The following is a 16,373-nucleotide window of genomic DNA, read 5'->3' as shown; positions in this document are numbered from 1 at the left end:
ATAATCACATAAAGCATGAAAAAAATATCGGCTATTTTAATTTTAACATTTTTAAGTTTTGGCGCTTGGGCACAAAATTTGCCCTTAACCAATTATGGTTTTAGGTTGGGTTTAACTGCAACGCCAACAATTGGCTGGATAAAACCCGAACAGGGAAAAACCAATGGCGTTTCTTTAGGCTTTTCTTATGGCTTAATAGGCGATTTTAACTTCGCACCGAATTATAGTTTTTCTACTGCCTTAACGGTAACTACTGTAAACGGTAAAAGTACTGAGGCAGACCCTCTTTATATTAAAAGCTTGGATAATGCGGCCAACCCGAATATCCCCGTAGCTTACGATTTAAAATACAGAATTCAATATCTGGAATTGCCTTTAACCATAAAGCTAAAAACCATTAAAGCCGATGGTAAGCGATATTATGGTCAATTTGGATTATCAAATTCCTTTATGTTAAGTGCCAAGCAGGATGCTGTTAGTGGAAGCACTAAATTAGAAAACGTAAACATTTCGGATTATACAAAATTTTATCGTGCAGGATTGGTAATTGGTGGAGGTGGAGAATTTGATATTTCTGGCAATACCAGTATTGTTGCCGGCTTGACTTTTAACAATGGATTTACGAATATTACAACAGATAAAAATAGGAATGTTAAAAATTATTACCTAGCCCTTAACTTTGGTGTTTTCTTTTAATCCTGATCCGATATTCATTACCCTGATACAATAAACATGAAAATAGCGCTTGCACAACTCAATTATCACATTGGAAATTTTGAGGCAAATACAAAAAAAATAATCGAGCATATTGCTTTGGCTAAAGCGAAGGGAGCCGATTTGGTTGTTTTTGCAGAATTGGCCATTTGTGGTTATCCGCCAAGAGATTTTTTGGAGTTTGATGAGTTTATCTCGCTTTGCGATGATGCGACCAAAGAGATTGCAAAACACTGTATGGATATTGCCTGTATTGTGGGTTTGCCAATAAAAAATGATGTTTTGCAGGGTAAGGATTTATTTAATGCAGCCTACTTTATTGAGGGTGGAAAAGTTAAAGCCATAACCAAAAAGGCACTTTTACCTACCTATGATGTTTTTGATGAGTACCGTTATTTTGAGCCCGCAACAACGTTTCAATGCATAGATTTTAAAGGCAAAAAGATTGCGTTAACCATCTGTGAGGATTTGTGGAACATTAATGATAATCCACTTTATGTATCTAATCCAATGGATGAGTTGATTAAAGAGCAACCCGATGTTATGATCAATATTGCGGCCTCTCCATTCTCCTACACGCATGATGATGAACGGATAAAAGTGCTTTCAGATAATGCCAAAAAATATCATTTACCTGTTTTTTATGTAAACCAGATTGGTGCACAAACCGAAATTATCTTCGATGGTGGTTCTTTGGTTTTTGATGCAGAAGGTGAAATGAAGGCCGAAATGAAATATTTTGAAGAAGATCTTCAGGTTTTTGATTTGGATGAAGTAGAAAATGTTCGCAATAAGTACCCTAAGCCAGAGCGGTTAAAAGATATTGAACAGATCCATGATGCATTAATTTTAGGTATTCAAGATTATTTCAGGAAATCGGGATTCAGCAAGGCAGTTCTAGGTTTATCTGGCGGAATAGACTCTGCTGTGGTTTGCGCCTTGGCCTGTAGAGCACTCGGAGCCGAAAATGTTATGGCTGTTTTAATGCCGTCAAAATTCTCGTCTGATCACTCTGTACAAGATGCTTTGGATTTAGCCAACAACATTGGCTGTATGCATGAAATTGTTCCAATAAAAGAAGCTGCAGAAGCTTTTGATAGTATGCTTGCCCCAGCTTTTAAAGGTTTGCCTTTTAATCTGGCAGAAGAAAATATCCAAGCTCGGATTCGCGGAACAGTTGTTATGGCTATGAGCAATAAATTTGGATACATTTTGCTTAATACATCAAACAAAAGTGAATGCGCAGTGGGTTATGGAACACTTTATGGCGATATGTGCGGTGCAATTGGCGTAATCGGCGATGTTTACAAAACCCAGGTTTTCGAACTTGCCAAATACATTAATCAGGAGAGCGAAATTATTCCGATCAATACAATAGTAAAACCACCATCAGCAGAATTAAGGCCTGATCAAAAAGATTCTGACTCACTTCCTGAATATGATATTCTGGATAAAATCTTATATCAACATATCGAATTAAAACAAGGCTCGGCTTCGATTATTGCACAGGGATTTGATGAAAATCTTGTTAAGCGGATTTTACGAATGGTAAATATCGCCGAGTTTAAACGCTATCAAACCCCACCAATACTAAGAGTTTCGCCAAAAGCATTTGGTATGGGAAGAAGAATGCCAATTGTGGGCAAATATATGATATAAATCAAAAGAAATGGGCGGGCTTTATTTCCGTAGGTACTTAGTTTTAAGTAATTTAGGCCTACAGTTAACGCTCGTTCCTCATGGTTTCATTCCCAAACAAGCTCACCGAAGAGATGCGTCAAAAAATTTTTGAGCATCAAGCTTCCTTTAATTTAATTTCTGGTGTCGTTATCCTTCATGATATTCGCGATTGGTCGATCGTGTTTATGAGTGAGCGAGGATTAAATGATTTGAAAATCTCGGAAGAGGAGCTTTATTCCATGACTAATGAAGTTTATCATGCGAGGTTTTTCAACGCTGATGATGCTGCGGACTACGTGCCGAAAATTAGTGCATTAATGCAAAAGAATAGCGATACAGCTACTGTGAGTTTTTATCAGCAACTAAAATTTCCGGATTCTCCGCAATGGCGATGGCATTTATCCAGTATAAGGATTTTTATGCGGGATGATGATGGTAAGCCCTTAATAACCATTACCATTTCGATTCCTGTTGATGCCATGCACCATATGGCTGCCAAGGCTGATCGGCTTTTAGAAGAGAATAATTTTTTAAGAAACAATTACACAAACTTTTCAAAGCTTAGCAAAAGAGAACAAACCATTTTACGCGAAATCGCTTTGGGCAAGAGCTCAATAGAAATTGCCGATGAACTTTGTATTTCACCAACAACTGTAGATACGCATAGAAGAAATATTAGGGAGAAATTAAATACCAAATCATCATTCGAGATTTCGAAATATGCGAGGGCTTTTGATTTGATATAAAAAACCTCGACAGTCTAATGATAAACTGTCAAGGCTCGTTTTATATTAAACTAAAGTAGCATCAACAGAAATTGTTGTATCTAATAATTTGGAGATTGGGCAATTTTTTTCAGCATCTGCAACCAACTCATCGAATTTTTCTTTTGATAAACCGGGAACTGTTGCTGTTAAGGTTAAATGAGATTCGGTGATTTTACCTTGTGCCGGATCTAAGTTAATAACACATTTAGTTTCTAAGTTTTCTGCGGTAAAACCTGCTTCGTCAATTTTAAATGATAAAGCCATAGTAAAACAACCTGCATGTGCTGCCGCAACTAATTCCTCAGGGTTTGTACCTATGCCTTCGGCAAATCGAGAGCCAAAAGAGTATTGAGTATTATTTAATGTAGTACTTTGGGTAGTCAAATTACCTTTACCTTCTTTACCAGATCCTTGCCAAACGGCTGTTGCATTTCTTTTCATTTTGAGGGTTTTATTTATTGATTTATGTTAAATTTTAAACACCTAAATATAAATATATGTTTGTTGTTAAAATGCAATTATAATATTAAGAATATGTGTTTATTTAGGCTTCGGTTGATTCAGTTTCTTCTATTTGAGGTTCTTTTCTGATCATCTGCGCTTTTAACGATTGAATCAATAAAATGCCTACACCAACCATGATGGAGATGTCGGCAAAATTAAAAACACCCGTTTGGAAGATATAAAAATCCATGTGCATAAAGTCTGTCACCGAACCGTGAACTATGCGGTCATACAGATTCCCGATTCCTCCTCCAATTAAAAAGCATAGCGCAATTTGCATGGTTCTAGAAATGTTTGGCTTTGTATAAAGAAAATATAATCCGAAGCCCAAAACAAGCATTGGCAGTCCTGATAAAAGAATGAGCCTAAATACATAGGGCATATCATCGCCGAGGCTTAAAAAAGCACCACTGTTTTCGACCTTTGTAAGGGTAAAACGATCTTTTATAATACTGATGTGTTCGTATTCGCTTATTTTATTGCGAACAATATTTTTAGATACTTGATCACAACCGATATTTAATAATAAAAGGAGTGTTAGGATAATTAATCTAATTGAATTTTTATTTGCCATCTTATAATTTTTATCCTTTTTGAGCGGATTTACCTACCCATTTTTTATAAGGAATAATTAAAGCGATTAATATAGCTAAAGCACTTAACAGTTTTGCAATTACATCTCCGCTTTTAACGTAAAAGGTAATTTCATCATTTAAATTAATATCGGCTTTTAGCGCTGTTCTGGTCCACCATTGGGTTCTTTTAACTACATCGCCTCGTTGATTAATGAAGCAGGAAATTCCTGTATTTGCCGATCGTGCAACATCCCGATGCGTTTCTATGGCACGTAATTTCGCATACATTTCATGCTGATCTTTACCCGAAGTATTGCCCCACCAGCCATCGTTGGTAATGATTGCAATAAACTGGGCACCGCTTTTAACCGATTTGCCAATCCAATCTCCCCATAAACTTTCGTAGCAGATAACGGGAGCAACACCTATTCCGCTCTGCGCATAAAGAACACTTGGCTCTTCCTGCCAGCCCCAGCCGCTTACGCTCCCCCCGAGTTGCGAAAATACCCCATCCATAAAAGAGAAAACTTTTGGGAAAGGCATTTTTTCGGCACCTGGTACGAGTTTCGATTTATGGTAAAACTGAACATTTGCGGAGTTTTCTACCTGCATTGCGGTATTAAAATTATCAAGATAGAAGCCCTGATCTGGATAGTGCTTTGCTGATACTGTTTTCTTATCCGGATAGATTTTAATTGTTTCAATTCCGGTAACCAATGTTCCGTTTTTGTACTTGCTTAAGAAGTTTTGCAACGAAATAAAATCGGGATTGCTGCGAATTCTATCCTCATCAGCATAATTTGGAATTGCCGTTTCCGGCCAAATGAAGTACTCTGTATTGGTTTGTCCAACGGAATCAGAGAGGTGCGTTAGTATGCTAATCTGTTCAGAGGTTGGAATGTTTTCTAGTTTTTGGTAAGGATCGATATTGGGCTGAACGACAACTACATTGGATGGAGTGCCCTGTTGAGTTGCAGTATAATATTTTGATAAAGAAATTCCAGCTGGAATAATGACAATTAAAACCCATACCAAAATCGGTCTTAGTTTTTGATAACCATTTTCCGATTTGAGTTTTTTGTAGGCCTCAAAGGCTAAAATATTGCTAAGTAAAATCCACAACGAACCACCGTAAACTCCTGTATAATCATACCATTGTGCCAATTGATGCATGGATGCCAAGCCATTGCCCAAAGTCATCCATGGGAAAGCCAAATCCCAAGTCTGCTGCAAATATTCTAGGGCAATATAAAAAGAAACTAATCCCACATAGGCTAAAGTTTTACTTACATATTTACCCAAGCGATAGTATAACCAAAAGGCAAATGTCATTAAGAGTGCTCCTAATCCATAAGGGATAAGAGAAACAGGAATGGCAGTTTCCCAACCATTATAAGCACTTATTGCGTTGAAAACCCAATAAATGGAAGCCGTATTCCAAATTAAAAAGGTTAGTCCTGCTGTTAAAAATATTTTTCTACCGGCTTTCTTAACATCGCTTTTAGCAATATTATCTAATGCTATAAACAAAGGTACCAGCCCAATTAACAACAGCGGTGCTGTAAATGGCATGGGTGGCCAAGCTAGCCAAAGTAATAGTGCGCTTAATAAAGCGAGTAGGTACGTTTGTTTTTTGTTCATGTTTTATGCTGACTTGGAGGATGTCATCCTGAGCTTGTCGAAGGGATAACATTAAACGAAAGCGTTTCGACAGGCTCAACGTGACAAACTGGTATATCCAGTCTACAAACTATCTAAAATATTCGCTTTTTTGGCTTCGTATTCTTCCTGAGTAATCAAATGTTTATCGTAAAGGTTTTTTAGTTTACGCAACTTCAAAGTCGTTTCATCTTCTGGCTCCTCTACAACTTCAGCAATCTGAATTACAGGTTGTTCAGGCTCTGGTGTTTGTTCTGCAATTTCTGCAAATGGTTGTGGTGCCGAATAATTTACCGCGGCTGCTGAAGCTCGGTTTTCTTCAAGCAATTGTTGCCTCATCATTTCTTTGTAGGCTTCCAGTTGCTCGTTAGCGGCTTGATGTAATTTTCTAGCCTGAACTTTCGGGATAAATTCGGTTACAATGTTTTCGCCATGTTGAGGTACACAGATAAATTTTGAACCAAAAAATTCTTCTTTAAACGAAACCTCCTTAATGCTTTTCCAAGAAATATCCTTAAAGTTCATGGTTAAGCCTAAATTTCCTGGTTCACAATAAAAAATTCTTTTGTTTGAAATGGCAATGCTATCTGGCAACAAGTTAACCGCTGGTTTTTTTTGTACGGCTAAATATAAAATCTCCTCGCCTGTAGTTAAAAGATCGTTTAATTTTCCAATAACCTTTTCAACCGCTTTTGGGTCTTGTTCGTCACTTAAAAATCTATCTATGCTAATCATATTCTTTTTTAAAATTGTGTGTGTTAATTTAAGATGTTATTCGTACTATTCATCCTTATACCTTGCTCTTTTATCCTTGTTCTTTGCTCCTTGTTCTTTGCCCGCTATGCAAATTACAAATTCTCCTTTTAAAGTGTTGGTTTCAAAATGTGTTTTTATTTCAGTCAACGTTCCACGAACAGTTTCTTCAAACATCTTGGTTAATTCTCTACTAACCGATGCCTGTCTATCCGCACCTAAATACTGTGCAAACTCTTCTAAAGTTTTTAATAAACGGTGCGGACTTTCATAAAGTATAATGGTACGATCTTCTTCAGCAAGTTTCTTAAATTTAGTCTGCCTACCTTTTTTAACAGGAAGAAAACCTTCAAAGCAAAAGGCATCTGCAGGTAAGCCAGAATTTACCAAAGCAGGTACAAAAGCAGTTGCCCCAGGCAAGCATTCTACGTCAATTTCATTTTTAATCGCTTCGCGAACAAGAAAAAAACCGGGGTCAGAAATTGCGGGTGTTCCGGCATCTGATATTAATGCAATTTTTTGCCCTTCGTTTAAAAACTTGATAATCTCAGATGTTGCCTTATGTTCGTTATGCTGATGATGTGAAAATACTTTTTTATCAATGCCAAAATGTTTAAGCATCGGGGCACTGGTGCGGGTATCTTCAGCTAAGATCAAATCGCACTCTTTTAAAATCCGGATCGCCCTAAAGGTCATATCCTCTAGGTTGCCTATTGGTGTAGGTACGAGAAATAGTTTGCCATTCATCAATTTCAGATTTTAGATTTACGAAGTACGATTGGAAGTGGCATATAAAAATCCAAAATCGTAACTCGTAATTCGTAATTCAATCTTATCTTTGCTAAAAATTAAAATAATGCTGCAAGTTAACTATATCCGCGAAAATAGAGAGAAAGTTTTAGAACGTTTAAGTATCCGTAATTTTAAACTACCAGAATTGGTAGATGAGATCATTAAAATTGATGAAGATCGCCGCCAAACCCAAACCTCTTTAGACAGTCTTTCTGCAGAAGCGAATGCGGCCGCTAAACAGATCGGCGATTTAATGCGTGCAGGTAAAAAGGATGAAGCAGAAGCTCTAAAGGCTCAAACTACAAGCCATAAAGAAAACATTAAGAACCTAACAGAAAAGTTAACAGAGTTGGAAATAGCACAGTTTAACTTAGTTGTGCAGTTGCCTAACTTGCCTTATGATTTAGTTGCAAAAGGCTCAACAGCCGAAGAAAACGAAGTTGTTTATTTACATGGCGCACCTGCAGCATTACCCACTAAAGCTTTGCCACATTGGGAATTGGCTGCTAAATATGATATAATCGATTTTGAATTGGGGGTTAAGATAACTGGTGCAGGTTTTCCAGTTTATAAAGGAAAAGGTGCTAGATTACAGCGTGCGTTAATTAATTTCTTTTTAGATCATGCTACAGCGGCAGGATATAAAGAAATGCAGGTGCCTCATTTGGTTAATGCGGCTTCTGGTTTTGGAACCGGGCAATTGCCAGATAAAGAAGGACAGATGTATCATTCAACAGTTGATGATTTATATCTGATTCCAACGGCGGAAGTTCCGGTTACCAATTTATATCGTGATGTAATTGTTAAGGAAGAAGATTTGCCGATTAAAAATACCGCTTATACACCATGCTTCCGTAGAGAGGCCGGTTCATATGGTGCACATGTTCGCGGTTTAAACCGTTTGCACCAATTTGATAAAGTAGAAGTTGTGCAGATTACGCACCCAGATAAATCTTACGAAACTTTGGAAGATATGAGCCAATACGTTCAATCTTTATTGCAGGAACTGGGTTTGCATTATCGCGTTCTGCGCTTATGTGGTGGCGATATGGGCTTTACATCGGCCATGACTTACGATATGGAAGTTTGGAGCGCAGCACAGGAACGCTGGTTAGAGGTATCGTCAGTATCAAACTTCGAGACCTATCAAGCTAATCGATTAAAATTAAGGTATAAAGGTAGAGAGGGTAAAGCTCAATTGGCACATACATTAAATGGCAGCGCTTTGGCCTTGCCTCGTATTGTGGCTTCAATCTTAGAAAACTACCAAACCGAAAACGGAATTAAAATTCCAGAGGTGTTGGTAAAATATACTGGCTTTGATATGATTGATTAGTATAAATAAATCGTCGTTCCTCGCAATGACGAAAAAGTCCGGCCAACAAAAAGCTTTGCATCACTGCAAAGCTTTTTGTTTTTATAGATAGATGTATTTTGTATTCTGATTACAAAATCAAGATCAATAATAAGATGATGATAATGATTGCACCAACTGAAAGATACACACCGCCAGAAACTGCACGAGCTTGATTTTTCATCTCTCTTAATTCTTTACGCAAAGCCTTACGTTCTGATTGTGTTAAGTTAGATTTATCCATGTCTCTAATCTCTTCGACACGGGTTTTAATTCTTTCTAATTGAGCCGATTGTTCAGCTGTTAACTCAGTAGGATTTTTTGCAGGCTTAGCAGCTTGAGCTGAATTAAAACTAATGCCTAATGTAAAAATCAGGGCTAAAGTGTAAATGAATTTTTTCATAATATTTTAATTTTTAGTGTTCTTTCCATACATAACAAAAAACCTACCAAAATGTGTTGGTAGGTTTTTAAAAAGAATTATTTTAAATGTTAAATCATCTATTTGATTTCAAAAACGGCATTTACTGTAAAATTCAGCTTAATTTTTTTGAAATCTATTTCTGGTGCAGCTTCTGTATCTGCTACGGCAGATTTCATCATGTAGTTTCTATAAACAGGTTGTATAACATTGTCGCCACCATCCTGTATTTCAATTACACCAGCTAACTTATTGCCAAGTGCCTCCACCATGTAAGTTGCTTTATCTTTAGCGGCCAATAAAGCTTTAATTTTGAGCTCCTTTTTTAAAGTTTCAATTTTCGAGTAATCATAACTTTCTATGTTGGTGCTTACAATTCCTTTGGCATCAATATCATCTAATATCCCATTGAATTTGTTTAAATCGCTTACTTTTAATCTGTATTGTTTGCTCGCCAAAAAATCTGGATTTTTCTTTTTCTCTGTGGCGTAATTCCAGCTGCTTAAATTGCTAATGGTTAAGTTTTCTTTGGCAATGCCGGCTTTTTGAACAGCTACATAAAGTTGCTTTTCCAGGTCAGTAATTTCTACTTTTTTCTTTCCGTTTAAATATTCTTTAAGTGAAATGCTGATGTAAATAATATCTGGTGTAACCTCGGTTTCTGCCGATCCGCTTGTGCTAATCTTTTTGCGTAAATCTACTTGTTGGGCCATCACTGTTGATAAACCTAAAAATGCAACGAGTGCAATTGCTATTAACTTTTTCATAATGTATTTTCTTTGTGTGTACTGTAATGATGTATACAGCGCACAAATTCCACACCGAGATTGAAATATTTTTATTTTTTTTTGAAAATGGAGCTTAGAAATCCATGCAAAACGTTGTCCATTAAGACCCTTTCAGAAATAATTGTGATTAATATTATTGGCGTTTTAACACGTAGCAAAGCCACCCCTTTGAGGCTGTACGCTTTATCCCCGATGAAAAATCAGGAGATGCCCCTCCATTATTGTCAAGGATAGCAATCTTAAAAAGCTAAAACTGCATTTTTTACAGGACCAAGATTAGTCTCTTTCTAAAATTAGAAAAGCTTAGTTCAATTAATAAGAATTAGAAAGAAAAATTATGCGCAAGGTTTTATTCTTAAATAGACGGAATTATAAATGGTTATAAAACCTAGCGCAGCAGAACAAATTTTCTGCAAAATTTTAATCATGTTTTGCAATATGAGATCGCAAAAAGAGAATTGGATGGTGTTAAACCTTAGATACTTTAACAGCAGTTGGACCTTTTTGTCCCATTTCCACTTCAAAAGTTACTTTATCGCCTTCTTTAATTTGAGTTACCAAACCATTAGCGTGAACAAAAATACTATCTTGAGTTTCAGTGTTTTTGATAAAACCGTAACCTTTGCTATCGTTAAAGAAAGTAACTGTTCCTTTTTTAACCGGGTTTTCGTCGATTATATCTTCTTGTCTTGTAATACCAATTTGCACATCCTCAATATTGAATACTTTCTTCTTTTTAGGATCTGGTGGAGTAGACGAAATGTTACCATTTTCATCAACGTATGCAAACATTTCTTCTAGAGCTAAACCTTTTTTTGCATTAGATTGACGCTCTTCTTTTTTCTCTTGTTTGTCTTTTTGTTTTTTTAATCGTTTTTTTTCGTTCTCTTTTTTACTGTACGTTGCTTGAGATTTAGCCATATTTTATTTAATTGTTTTGTTTTATGCGTGATGAGTGCGTGGGAATTATACAAATATAACAATACTTAAGCATAAACACGATTTTATTCCAGCTTGTGATGCATTTCAATAGGTCAGCCCAATGACATAACTTTTATATTTACAGCAAGTTAAGTTTATAATACAACTAAATTTATCTCTTTTCCCAGTTTGCTTTATCAACCTGATAAATAAAATTTAATTTTATTGGTTCGCCGTAATAAGCAACTTCTAGCTCACCAATTTTCGATGCACCTAATTTTTCAGTCGCCTTTTGCGATCTGAAATTTGTTGCACCAATATGTAAGATTATTTTATCTACGAACTGGAAGGCATAATCCAGCATTAATTTTTTTAAGGCAGCATTGTGGCCCTTACCCCAAAAATCTCTTCCTATAAAAGTATAACCTACTGCTACAGAATTATTTTCTTCATCCAATTCGTAATACCTCGAACTGCCAACAACATTGCCGGTTTGCTTATCGTAAACAATAAACGCTCCACCAGATTCTATAGCGCCTTTAAAAAAGGTTTGAAATACATCTCTTTGGTAACGATTCTTGTTTGGATGTTGTTCCCAAACCAAAGGATCGGAGGCTACTGCATATAAAGCTTCAAAATCTTCCTCTTTAACGGGAACAACTTTGATTACTTCATTTTCTAAGGTAGGCTGTAAATCGAAAATCATATTACTTTACATTAAAAACGGCCGGCGAAAACGCCAGCCGTTATGTTTAATTTATTGTTTAGACATCATTTCTCTATTCCGCATGATCCAGTCGAAATGACGAATTTAATTAGTCTACCAATCCTTCAATGGCTACAACTTCATTTGCTTCTTTTTGATAATCAACCTGATCAACTTCGAAACCGAATAAACTTAAGAAATCGGATCTATATCCAGCTAAATCGCCAATAGCAGGTAAAGTTTCAGTTGTTGCCGCTTTCCAAAGTTCGGCAACTTTAGCCTGAACATCTTCACGCATTTCCCAGTCATCAATTCTAATTCTACCTTCTTGATCTACAGGAACTGGACTTCCTGTGTATAATCTATCGGCATATAAACGTTGTATCTGCTCTATTGTTCCTTCGTGTATTCCCTCGGCTTTCATCACTTTGTACAACAACGAAATGTATAATGGAATTACCGGAATAGCCGAGCTTGCTTGTGTAACCAATGCCTTGTTTACAGAAACATAGGCTTTTCCATCAATATCCTTCAATTTATCGCTGATTTTAAAGGCAGTTGCCTCTAAGTCATCTTTAGCTCTGCCAATTGTTCCTTTACGATAAACTGCTTCGGTTAAAGCTGGGCCGATGTAAGAATAAGCTACTGTAGTTGCGCCTTCGGCCAATAGGTTTTCAGCTTTTAAAGCATCAATCCACATTGCCCAATCCTCGCCACCCATTACCGCAACTGTATTTGCAATATCTTCTTCGTTGGCAGGTTCGATAGAAATCTCCGATACGTTGCCGGTGTGGAAATCTACTGTTTTGTTTGTATAGGTTCCGCCGATAGGCTTTAATGTAGAACGATGTAAAACTTCAGTATCTGGATGTTTTCTTACCGGAGAAGCCAAGCTGTAGATTACCAAATCAACCTGACCTAAATCTGCCTTAATGGTGGCTATGGTTTTTTCTTTTATCTCTTTTGAAAAAGCATCGCCATTTATGCTTTTCGCATATAAGCCTGCAGCATGTGCTTCCTTTTCAAATGCAGCACTATTGTACCAGCCCGGAGATGCTGTTTTGCCCTCCGAAGGTGCTTTTTCGAAGAACACACCAATTGTTGAAGCGCCAGAGCCATAAGCAGCCGTAATTCTAGATGCCAAGCCAAAACCCGTTGATGCACCAATAACAAGTACTTTTTTAGGGCCATTAATAGCACCTTTTGATTTTACATATTCAATTTGATTCTTTACGTTTTGAGCGCAGCCATCTGGATGTGCCGTTAAACAAATAAAGCCCCTCATTCTCGGTTCAATAATCATTTTGTCTTTGATTTTATGTTTTGTAATGTTCAATTTGCTAATGGATTAAATTATCATCCACTATCCAAATCTTTAACGAAGATAAATTTTTAATCGCTTTCCGCTAAATGAAATTTAAATAAAGCGTCTTTAAAAGCGGTAGATTGAATTATAAAATTTTGTGTTTATTATTTTTCCTTTATTTTCGCAGGTACAGATAAGCCGGATTTCCCCTATGAAAAGAATATGTATACTCTTTGTAATATGTTTATTTGCCTTTTTTAAGGTAAATGCACAAACTCAACATCAAAGTTCTGGATGGTTGTTTTTTTTAAATAGCACAAAGTTTAATGATAAATGGGGCTTACACCTGGATGTGCAAGTACGTTCTGCAGATAACTGGGATTACGTTAGAAATACTTTATTTAGGCCAGGCTTAACGTATTACATTAGCAAGAATCAAAATGTTACTTTAGGGTATCTTCTTGCACAAACCTATTTTACAGATTTAAATCTTTTTGATACAACACCCGGTGTTGTTGTAAAATCAACAATAAACGAGCATCGCATTTGGGAACAATATATTCTCAATCATAAAATTAAATCGATATTTGCTGCCCACAGGTTTAGATTGGAACAACGTTTTGTAGAACGTAATTTTGTTGCGCCAAATACAGACCCTAATTATTTCTCTCAGCGTTTCCGTTATTTCTTTAGGTTGATTCAGCCTTTACAAAAAACACAAGCAACGTTTACCAAGGGTGCTTTTGTTGCACTACAAAACGAAGTGTTTTTAAATATTCAGAATAAGGAAAAAGTAAACAATAGTGTATTTGATCAAAATAGATTATACATGGCTGTGGGCTATCGGTTTTCTAAATCATTTGATTTAGAAGCAGGATATCTAAATCAGGCACAACATGGAGCACAAAACAATACCCTAAATAACGTGGCTCAATTGGCCATTTATACTCGGTTTTAACGATTTAAAGTCATATTAATTAGAGTTGTTTCTCCAAGTTGTTAAATATTTGTAAATCACGATGCTTTTTGCTCAATTTGCGCCGTGAAAAAAATTTCTATATTATTCTTGGCATTTTTATTTGGCAAGCGGATGCAAGCCCAAGAAATTAAAACCTCATCAGTAAATACAGAGCCTACTTCAAAAAGTTTATTCAATCCAGAACACAAAAGAAATTTTTCCCGTAAAGGCGATTTTTTTTTCCATTGGGGATATAATCATTCCTGGTACGATAAAAGTGATATCCGCTTTCAAGGGCCTAATTATGATTTTACGCTGAAAGATGTAGTTGCTCATGATAGACAATCGAAATTAAGCTGGGATTATTTAAACCCGGGTTTAATTACGGTACCTCAATACAATATTCGCGTTGGTTATTTTATTAAAGATAATTACAGCATTTCCATTGGTTGGGACCATATGAAATATGTAATGGATATTCCTCAAAAAGTTGCTATTAGTGGGCATATTGGAGCAAATATTACTCCAGAGAATGTTCCAACAGGCTCGTTGGCTGGAGATTATAACGGACAGACTATCGACGTAAAAGAAAGTATGTTAACTTTCGAACACACGGATGGATTTAATTATGCCAATATAGAAGTAGAGCGTTATGATGATATATGGGTTGCACCCGGCGGAAATACTTCATTAACCTTAGAAACAGGCCTAGGCGGCGGATTATTGGTGCCACGTTCTGATGTGCGGTTATTTGGCTTAGGCAGAAACAATCATTGGAATATTTCAGGTTACGGCATTTCTGCTAAAATTGGACTTAAATTTTATGTTTGGAAAAATGTTTATTTGCAAAACACAACCAAATTTGGTGCGACTAATCTAACACAGATCCATACAACGGGCTGGGATGAATATGATAAGGCCAGCCAAAAAATTAATTACATCGAAAACATGTGGGTAATTGGTGTGCAGTTTTAGTTTTTAAATAATATAATACTGATGGCTTCATTTGAGTAATACTCTTATAGAAGCCATTTTTATTTCGTGGGAAGCCGATTTGTATGCCAATTTGATTTTCCGATATAGGTAATTTAAAAGGGAAAAGCATAATGTATGGAGCGTAATCATTGAACCAGATTTTAAATAAAAAAAGAAGGGCACATGAAACGAATCTCATGCGCCCAAATCTAAATTAACGCTCTCAGGGGCCAAGATAATAGCTTAGATCCGATCTACCAAATCTTTCTTAATATTTAACATTCCCAACTTATTGCCAATTTGTGTGGGATGTAAATTATCCAATTGGTATTGAATGATTTAAGTGATAATTAGCTTGTTTTATATTGTTGTAAAACTTCTAGTGGATGGTTGTTGCTTAAATTTAATGCGCTTTTTTCTACTCTTATAACCAGCTTAAAAGTATCGCCAACATTTTCATAGTGCAAAACTGCCTGAGCGCCATACGCATATTCAAGTCTGTATTTAATGTTATCTAGTCCAGATGAGAGCCCCTTTCTGTGCGGAAAAACTCTATTTGCATTGATGCTTTCTATAACCAGAGCATCATTATCGAGGTAAATACTCAATTCTGCCCTAACCGTGTCGCTTTTCAAATCTCCGTGTTTAAACATGTTTTCGAGTACAGTTACCAAAACCAAAGGAATAAAAGCAAGCTCTTCAACATCTGGTGCATAAGCAAATCCGGTAAAAAGTTCTCCTTCTGTAATTCCGTGTAAAGAGATTAAGTTTTCACATTGGGCGATTTCCTGTCGTAATGAAAGAAAAGCCTTTGTTCCATCGGCTGATGCCGCATAACGCATAACCTCAGACAGGTATAGCATCGCTTGAGCATCGTTAGGTGAAATATTTTTTAATTTTTGATAAATAAATTCTAATGTATTAAATAACAAGTGAGGATTAATCTGAGCCTGCAATAGTGCGTTACGGGCCAATGCCAGTTGTTTTTCGGTTTTCTCCTTTTCTAAAAGAACCTTAAACCTTAGTTTATCAATGCGTTGCTTTTCTTTCTTTTCGGATAAGTAAGTAATTAGAAAATAATAACCCGTACCAAAAAATATAAAAAATAAACACCTCCATAAAAGTGTTAGAATCCGTATTTTATCAGATGCATTGGGTTTTCCCTCAAGTATATTGGTGTATATGTATAAAAAGCTGTCTAAGTAAAATACAAATCCAATATAGGCTAAAATTTCAATCGCGATAAATAGGGGCAACTTCCAAGCGGTGCTATTGGGAAATTGCAGTGCTTTTCCCAAAAGATAAGCATGAATATAGAATAGGGAAATATTTATTGCGTAATGAATTGAGTAATTGGCAATGGTTCCGAATTTCCCAAAAATTAGACCGACTATTACCGCCTCCCAAGTGATAAAAATGGCCCAGGAAATAAAATGAACCTTACGACCGTAAAACCAGTGTATTATAGATTTATTCAAAATTGATTTTTGAGCATCCATT

17 protein-coding genes are annotated in these 16,373 nt (G+C 36.2%); 6 read left to right on the top strand and 11 right to left on the bottom strand.

What is annotated here, in order from left to right:
* Nucleotides 1-15 precede the first annotated feature (15 nt).
* The 3 genes from DF947_RS09615 (at nucleotide 16) to DF947_RS09605 (ending at nucleotide 3,140) form a co-directional block, all read left to right on the top strand.
* Nucleotides 16-696 carry a porin family protein gene (locus DF947_RS09615; protein WP_109929483.1) on the top strand — a complete coding sequence of 227 codons (681 nt, stop codon included), beginning with the start codon at nucleotides 16-18 and terminating at the stop codon, nucleotides 694-696.
* A 36-nt stretch (nucleotides 697-732) separates the two neighbouring features.
* Entirely contained in the window at nucleotides 733-2,373 is a 1,641-nt protein-coding gene (locus tag DF947_RS09610) for an NAD+ synthase (protein ID WP_109929482.1), read from the top strand.
* A gap of 80 nt (nucleotides 2,374-2,453) precedes the next feature.
* Entirely contained in the window at nucleotides 2,454-3,140 is a 687-nt protein-coding gene (locus DF947_RS09605) for a helix-turn-helix transcriptional regulator (RefSeq protein ID WP_109929481.1), read from the top strand.
* 45 nt (nucleotides 3,141-3,185) lie between these two features.
* Here the strand turns inward: DF947_RS09605 and DF947_RS09600 are convergent, their stop codons facing one another.
* From DF947_RS09600 to rsmI, 5 genes are all read right to left on the bottom strand, one after another.
* Nucleotides 3,186-3,602, bottom strand: a complete 417-nt coding sequence (locus DF947_RS09600; RefSeq protein ID WP_109929480.1) for an OsmC family protein — start codon at nucleotides 3,600-3,602, stop codon at nucleotides 3,186-3,188.
* A 103-nt stretch (nucleotides 3,603-3,705) separates the two neighbouring features.
* The gene (gene lspA / locus DF947_RS09595; protein WP_109929479.1) at nucleotides 3,706-4,239 is read right to left on the bottom strand and encodes a signal peptidase II; all 534 of its coding nucleotides are present in this window, start codon (nucleotides 4,237-4,239) and stop codon (nucleotides 3,706-3,708) included.
* Between the two features lie 10 nt (nucleotides 4,240-4,249).
* Nucleotides 4,250-5,881: an apolipoprotein N-acyltransferase gene (gene lnt / locus DF947_RS09590; protein ID WP_109929478.1), complete on the bottom strand. Its 1,632-nt coding sequence runs from the start codon at nucleotides 5,879-5,881 to the stop codon at nucleotides 4,250-4,252.
* A gap of 102 nt (nucleotides 5,882-5,983) precedes the next feature.
* Entirely contained in the window at nucleotides 5,984-6,634 is a 651-nt protein-coding gene (locus DF947_RS09585) for a PH domain-containing protein (RefSeq protein WP_109929477.1), read from the bottom strand.
* Nucleotides 6,635-6,679: 45 nt separating this feature from the next.
* A complete protein-coding gene (gene rsmI / locus DF947_RS09580) occupies nucleotides 6,680-7,399 on the bottom strand; it encodes a 16S rRNA (cytidine(1402)-2'-O)-methyltransferase (protein WP_109929476.1) in 720 nt (239 codons plus the stop codon).
* A 109-nt stretch (nucleotides 7,400-7,508) separates the two neighbouring features.
* Here rsmI and serS point away from each other — a divergent pair, with 109 nt between their 5' ends.
* Nucleotides 7,509-8,780 (top strand): serine--tRNA ligase, encoded by a 1,272-nt coding sequence (serS, locus tag DF947_RS09575; RefSeq protein ID WP_109929475.1) that lies wholly within the window; start codon nucleotides 7,509-7,511, stop codon nucleotides 8,778-8,780.
* Nucleotides 8,781-8,889: 109 nt separating this feature from the next.
* Here the strand turns inward: serS and DF947_RS09570 are convergent, their stop codons facing one another.
* The 5 genes from DF947_RS09570 to fabV form a co-directional block, all read right to left on the bottom strand.
* Complete coding sequence (locus DF947_RS09570) at nucleotides 8,890-9,201, bottom strand: hypothetical protein (RefSeq protein ID WP_109929474.1); 312 nt, start codon at nucleotides 9,199-9,201, stop codon at nucleotides 8,890-8,892.
* A 98-nt stretch (nucleotides 9,202-9,299) separates the two neighbouring features.
* Nucleotides 9,300-9,986, bottom strand: a complete 687-nt coding sequence (locus DF947_RS09565) for an SIMPL domain-containing protein (protein ID WP_109929473.1) — start codon at nucleotides 9,984-9,986, stop codon at nucleotides 9,300-9,302.
* A 489-nt stretch (nucleotides 9,987-10,475) separates the two neighbouring features.
* A complete protein-coding gene (locus DF947_RS09560; RefSeq protein WP_109926476.1) occupies nucleotides 10,476-10,928 on the bottom strand; it encodes a cold-shock protein in 453 nt (150 codons plus the stop codon).
* Between the two features lie 172 nt (nucleotides 10,929-11,100).
* Nucleotides 11,101-11,634, bottom strand: a complete 534-nt coding sequence (locus DF947_RS09555; protein ID WP_109929472.1) for a GNAT family N-acetyltransferase — start codon at nucleotides 11,632-11,634, stop codon at nucleotides 11,101-11,103.
* 109 nt (nucleotides 11,635-11,743) lie between these two features.
* Complete coding sequence (fabV, locus tag DF947_RS09550; protein WP_109929776.1) at nucleotides 11,744-12,937, bottom strand: enoyl-ACP reductase FabV; 1,194 nt, start codon at nucleotides 12,935-12,937, stop codon at nucleotides 11,744-11,746.
* Nucleotides 12,938-13,151: 214 nt separating this feature from the next.
* Between fabV and DF947_RS09545 the strand changes: the two genes are divergently transcribed.
* Nucleotides 13,152-13,898 (top strand): DUF2490 domain-containing protein, encoded by a 747-nt coding sequence (locus DF947_RS09545; protein WP_109929471.1) that lies wholly within the window; start codon nucleotides 13,152-13,154, stop codon nucleotides 13,896-13,898.
* Nucleotides 13,899-13,982: 84 nt separating this feature from the next.
* Nucleotides 13,983-14,873, top strand: coding sequence for a hypothetical protein (locus DF947_RS09540; protein WP_240615359.1), 891 nt, complete (start codon nucleotides 13,983-13,985; stop codon nucleotides 14,871-14,873).
* Between the two features lie 350 nt (nucleotides 14,874-15,223).
* Here the strand turns inward: DF947_RS09540 and DF947_RS09535 are convergent, their stop codons facing one another.
* Entirely contained in the window at nucleotides 15,224-16,372 is a 1,149-nt protein-coding gene (locus DF947_RS09535; RefSeq protein WP_109929470.1) for a sensor histidine kinase, read from the bottom strand.
* Nucleotide 16,373: the final 1 nt, after the last annotated feature.

It is taken from the genome of Pedobacter paludis, assembly GCF_003173575.1.
Classification (GTDB): domain Bacteria; phylum Bacteroidota; class Bacteroidia; order Sphingobacteriales; family Sphingobacteriaceae; genus Pedobacter; species Pedobacter paludis.
This window is presented reverse-complemented; position numbering and strand designations above follow the sequence as displayed.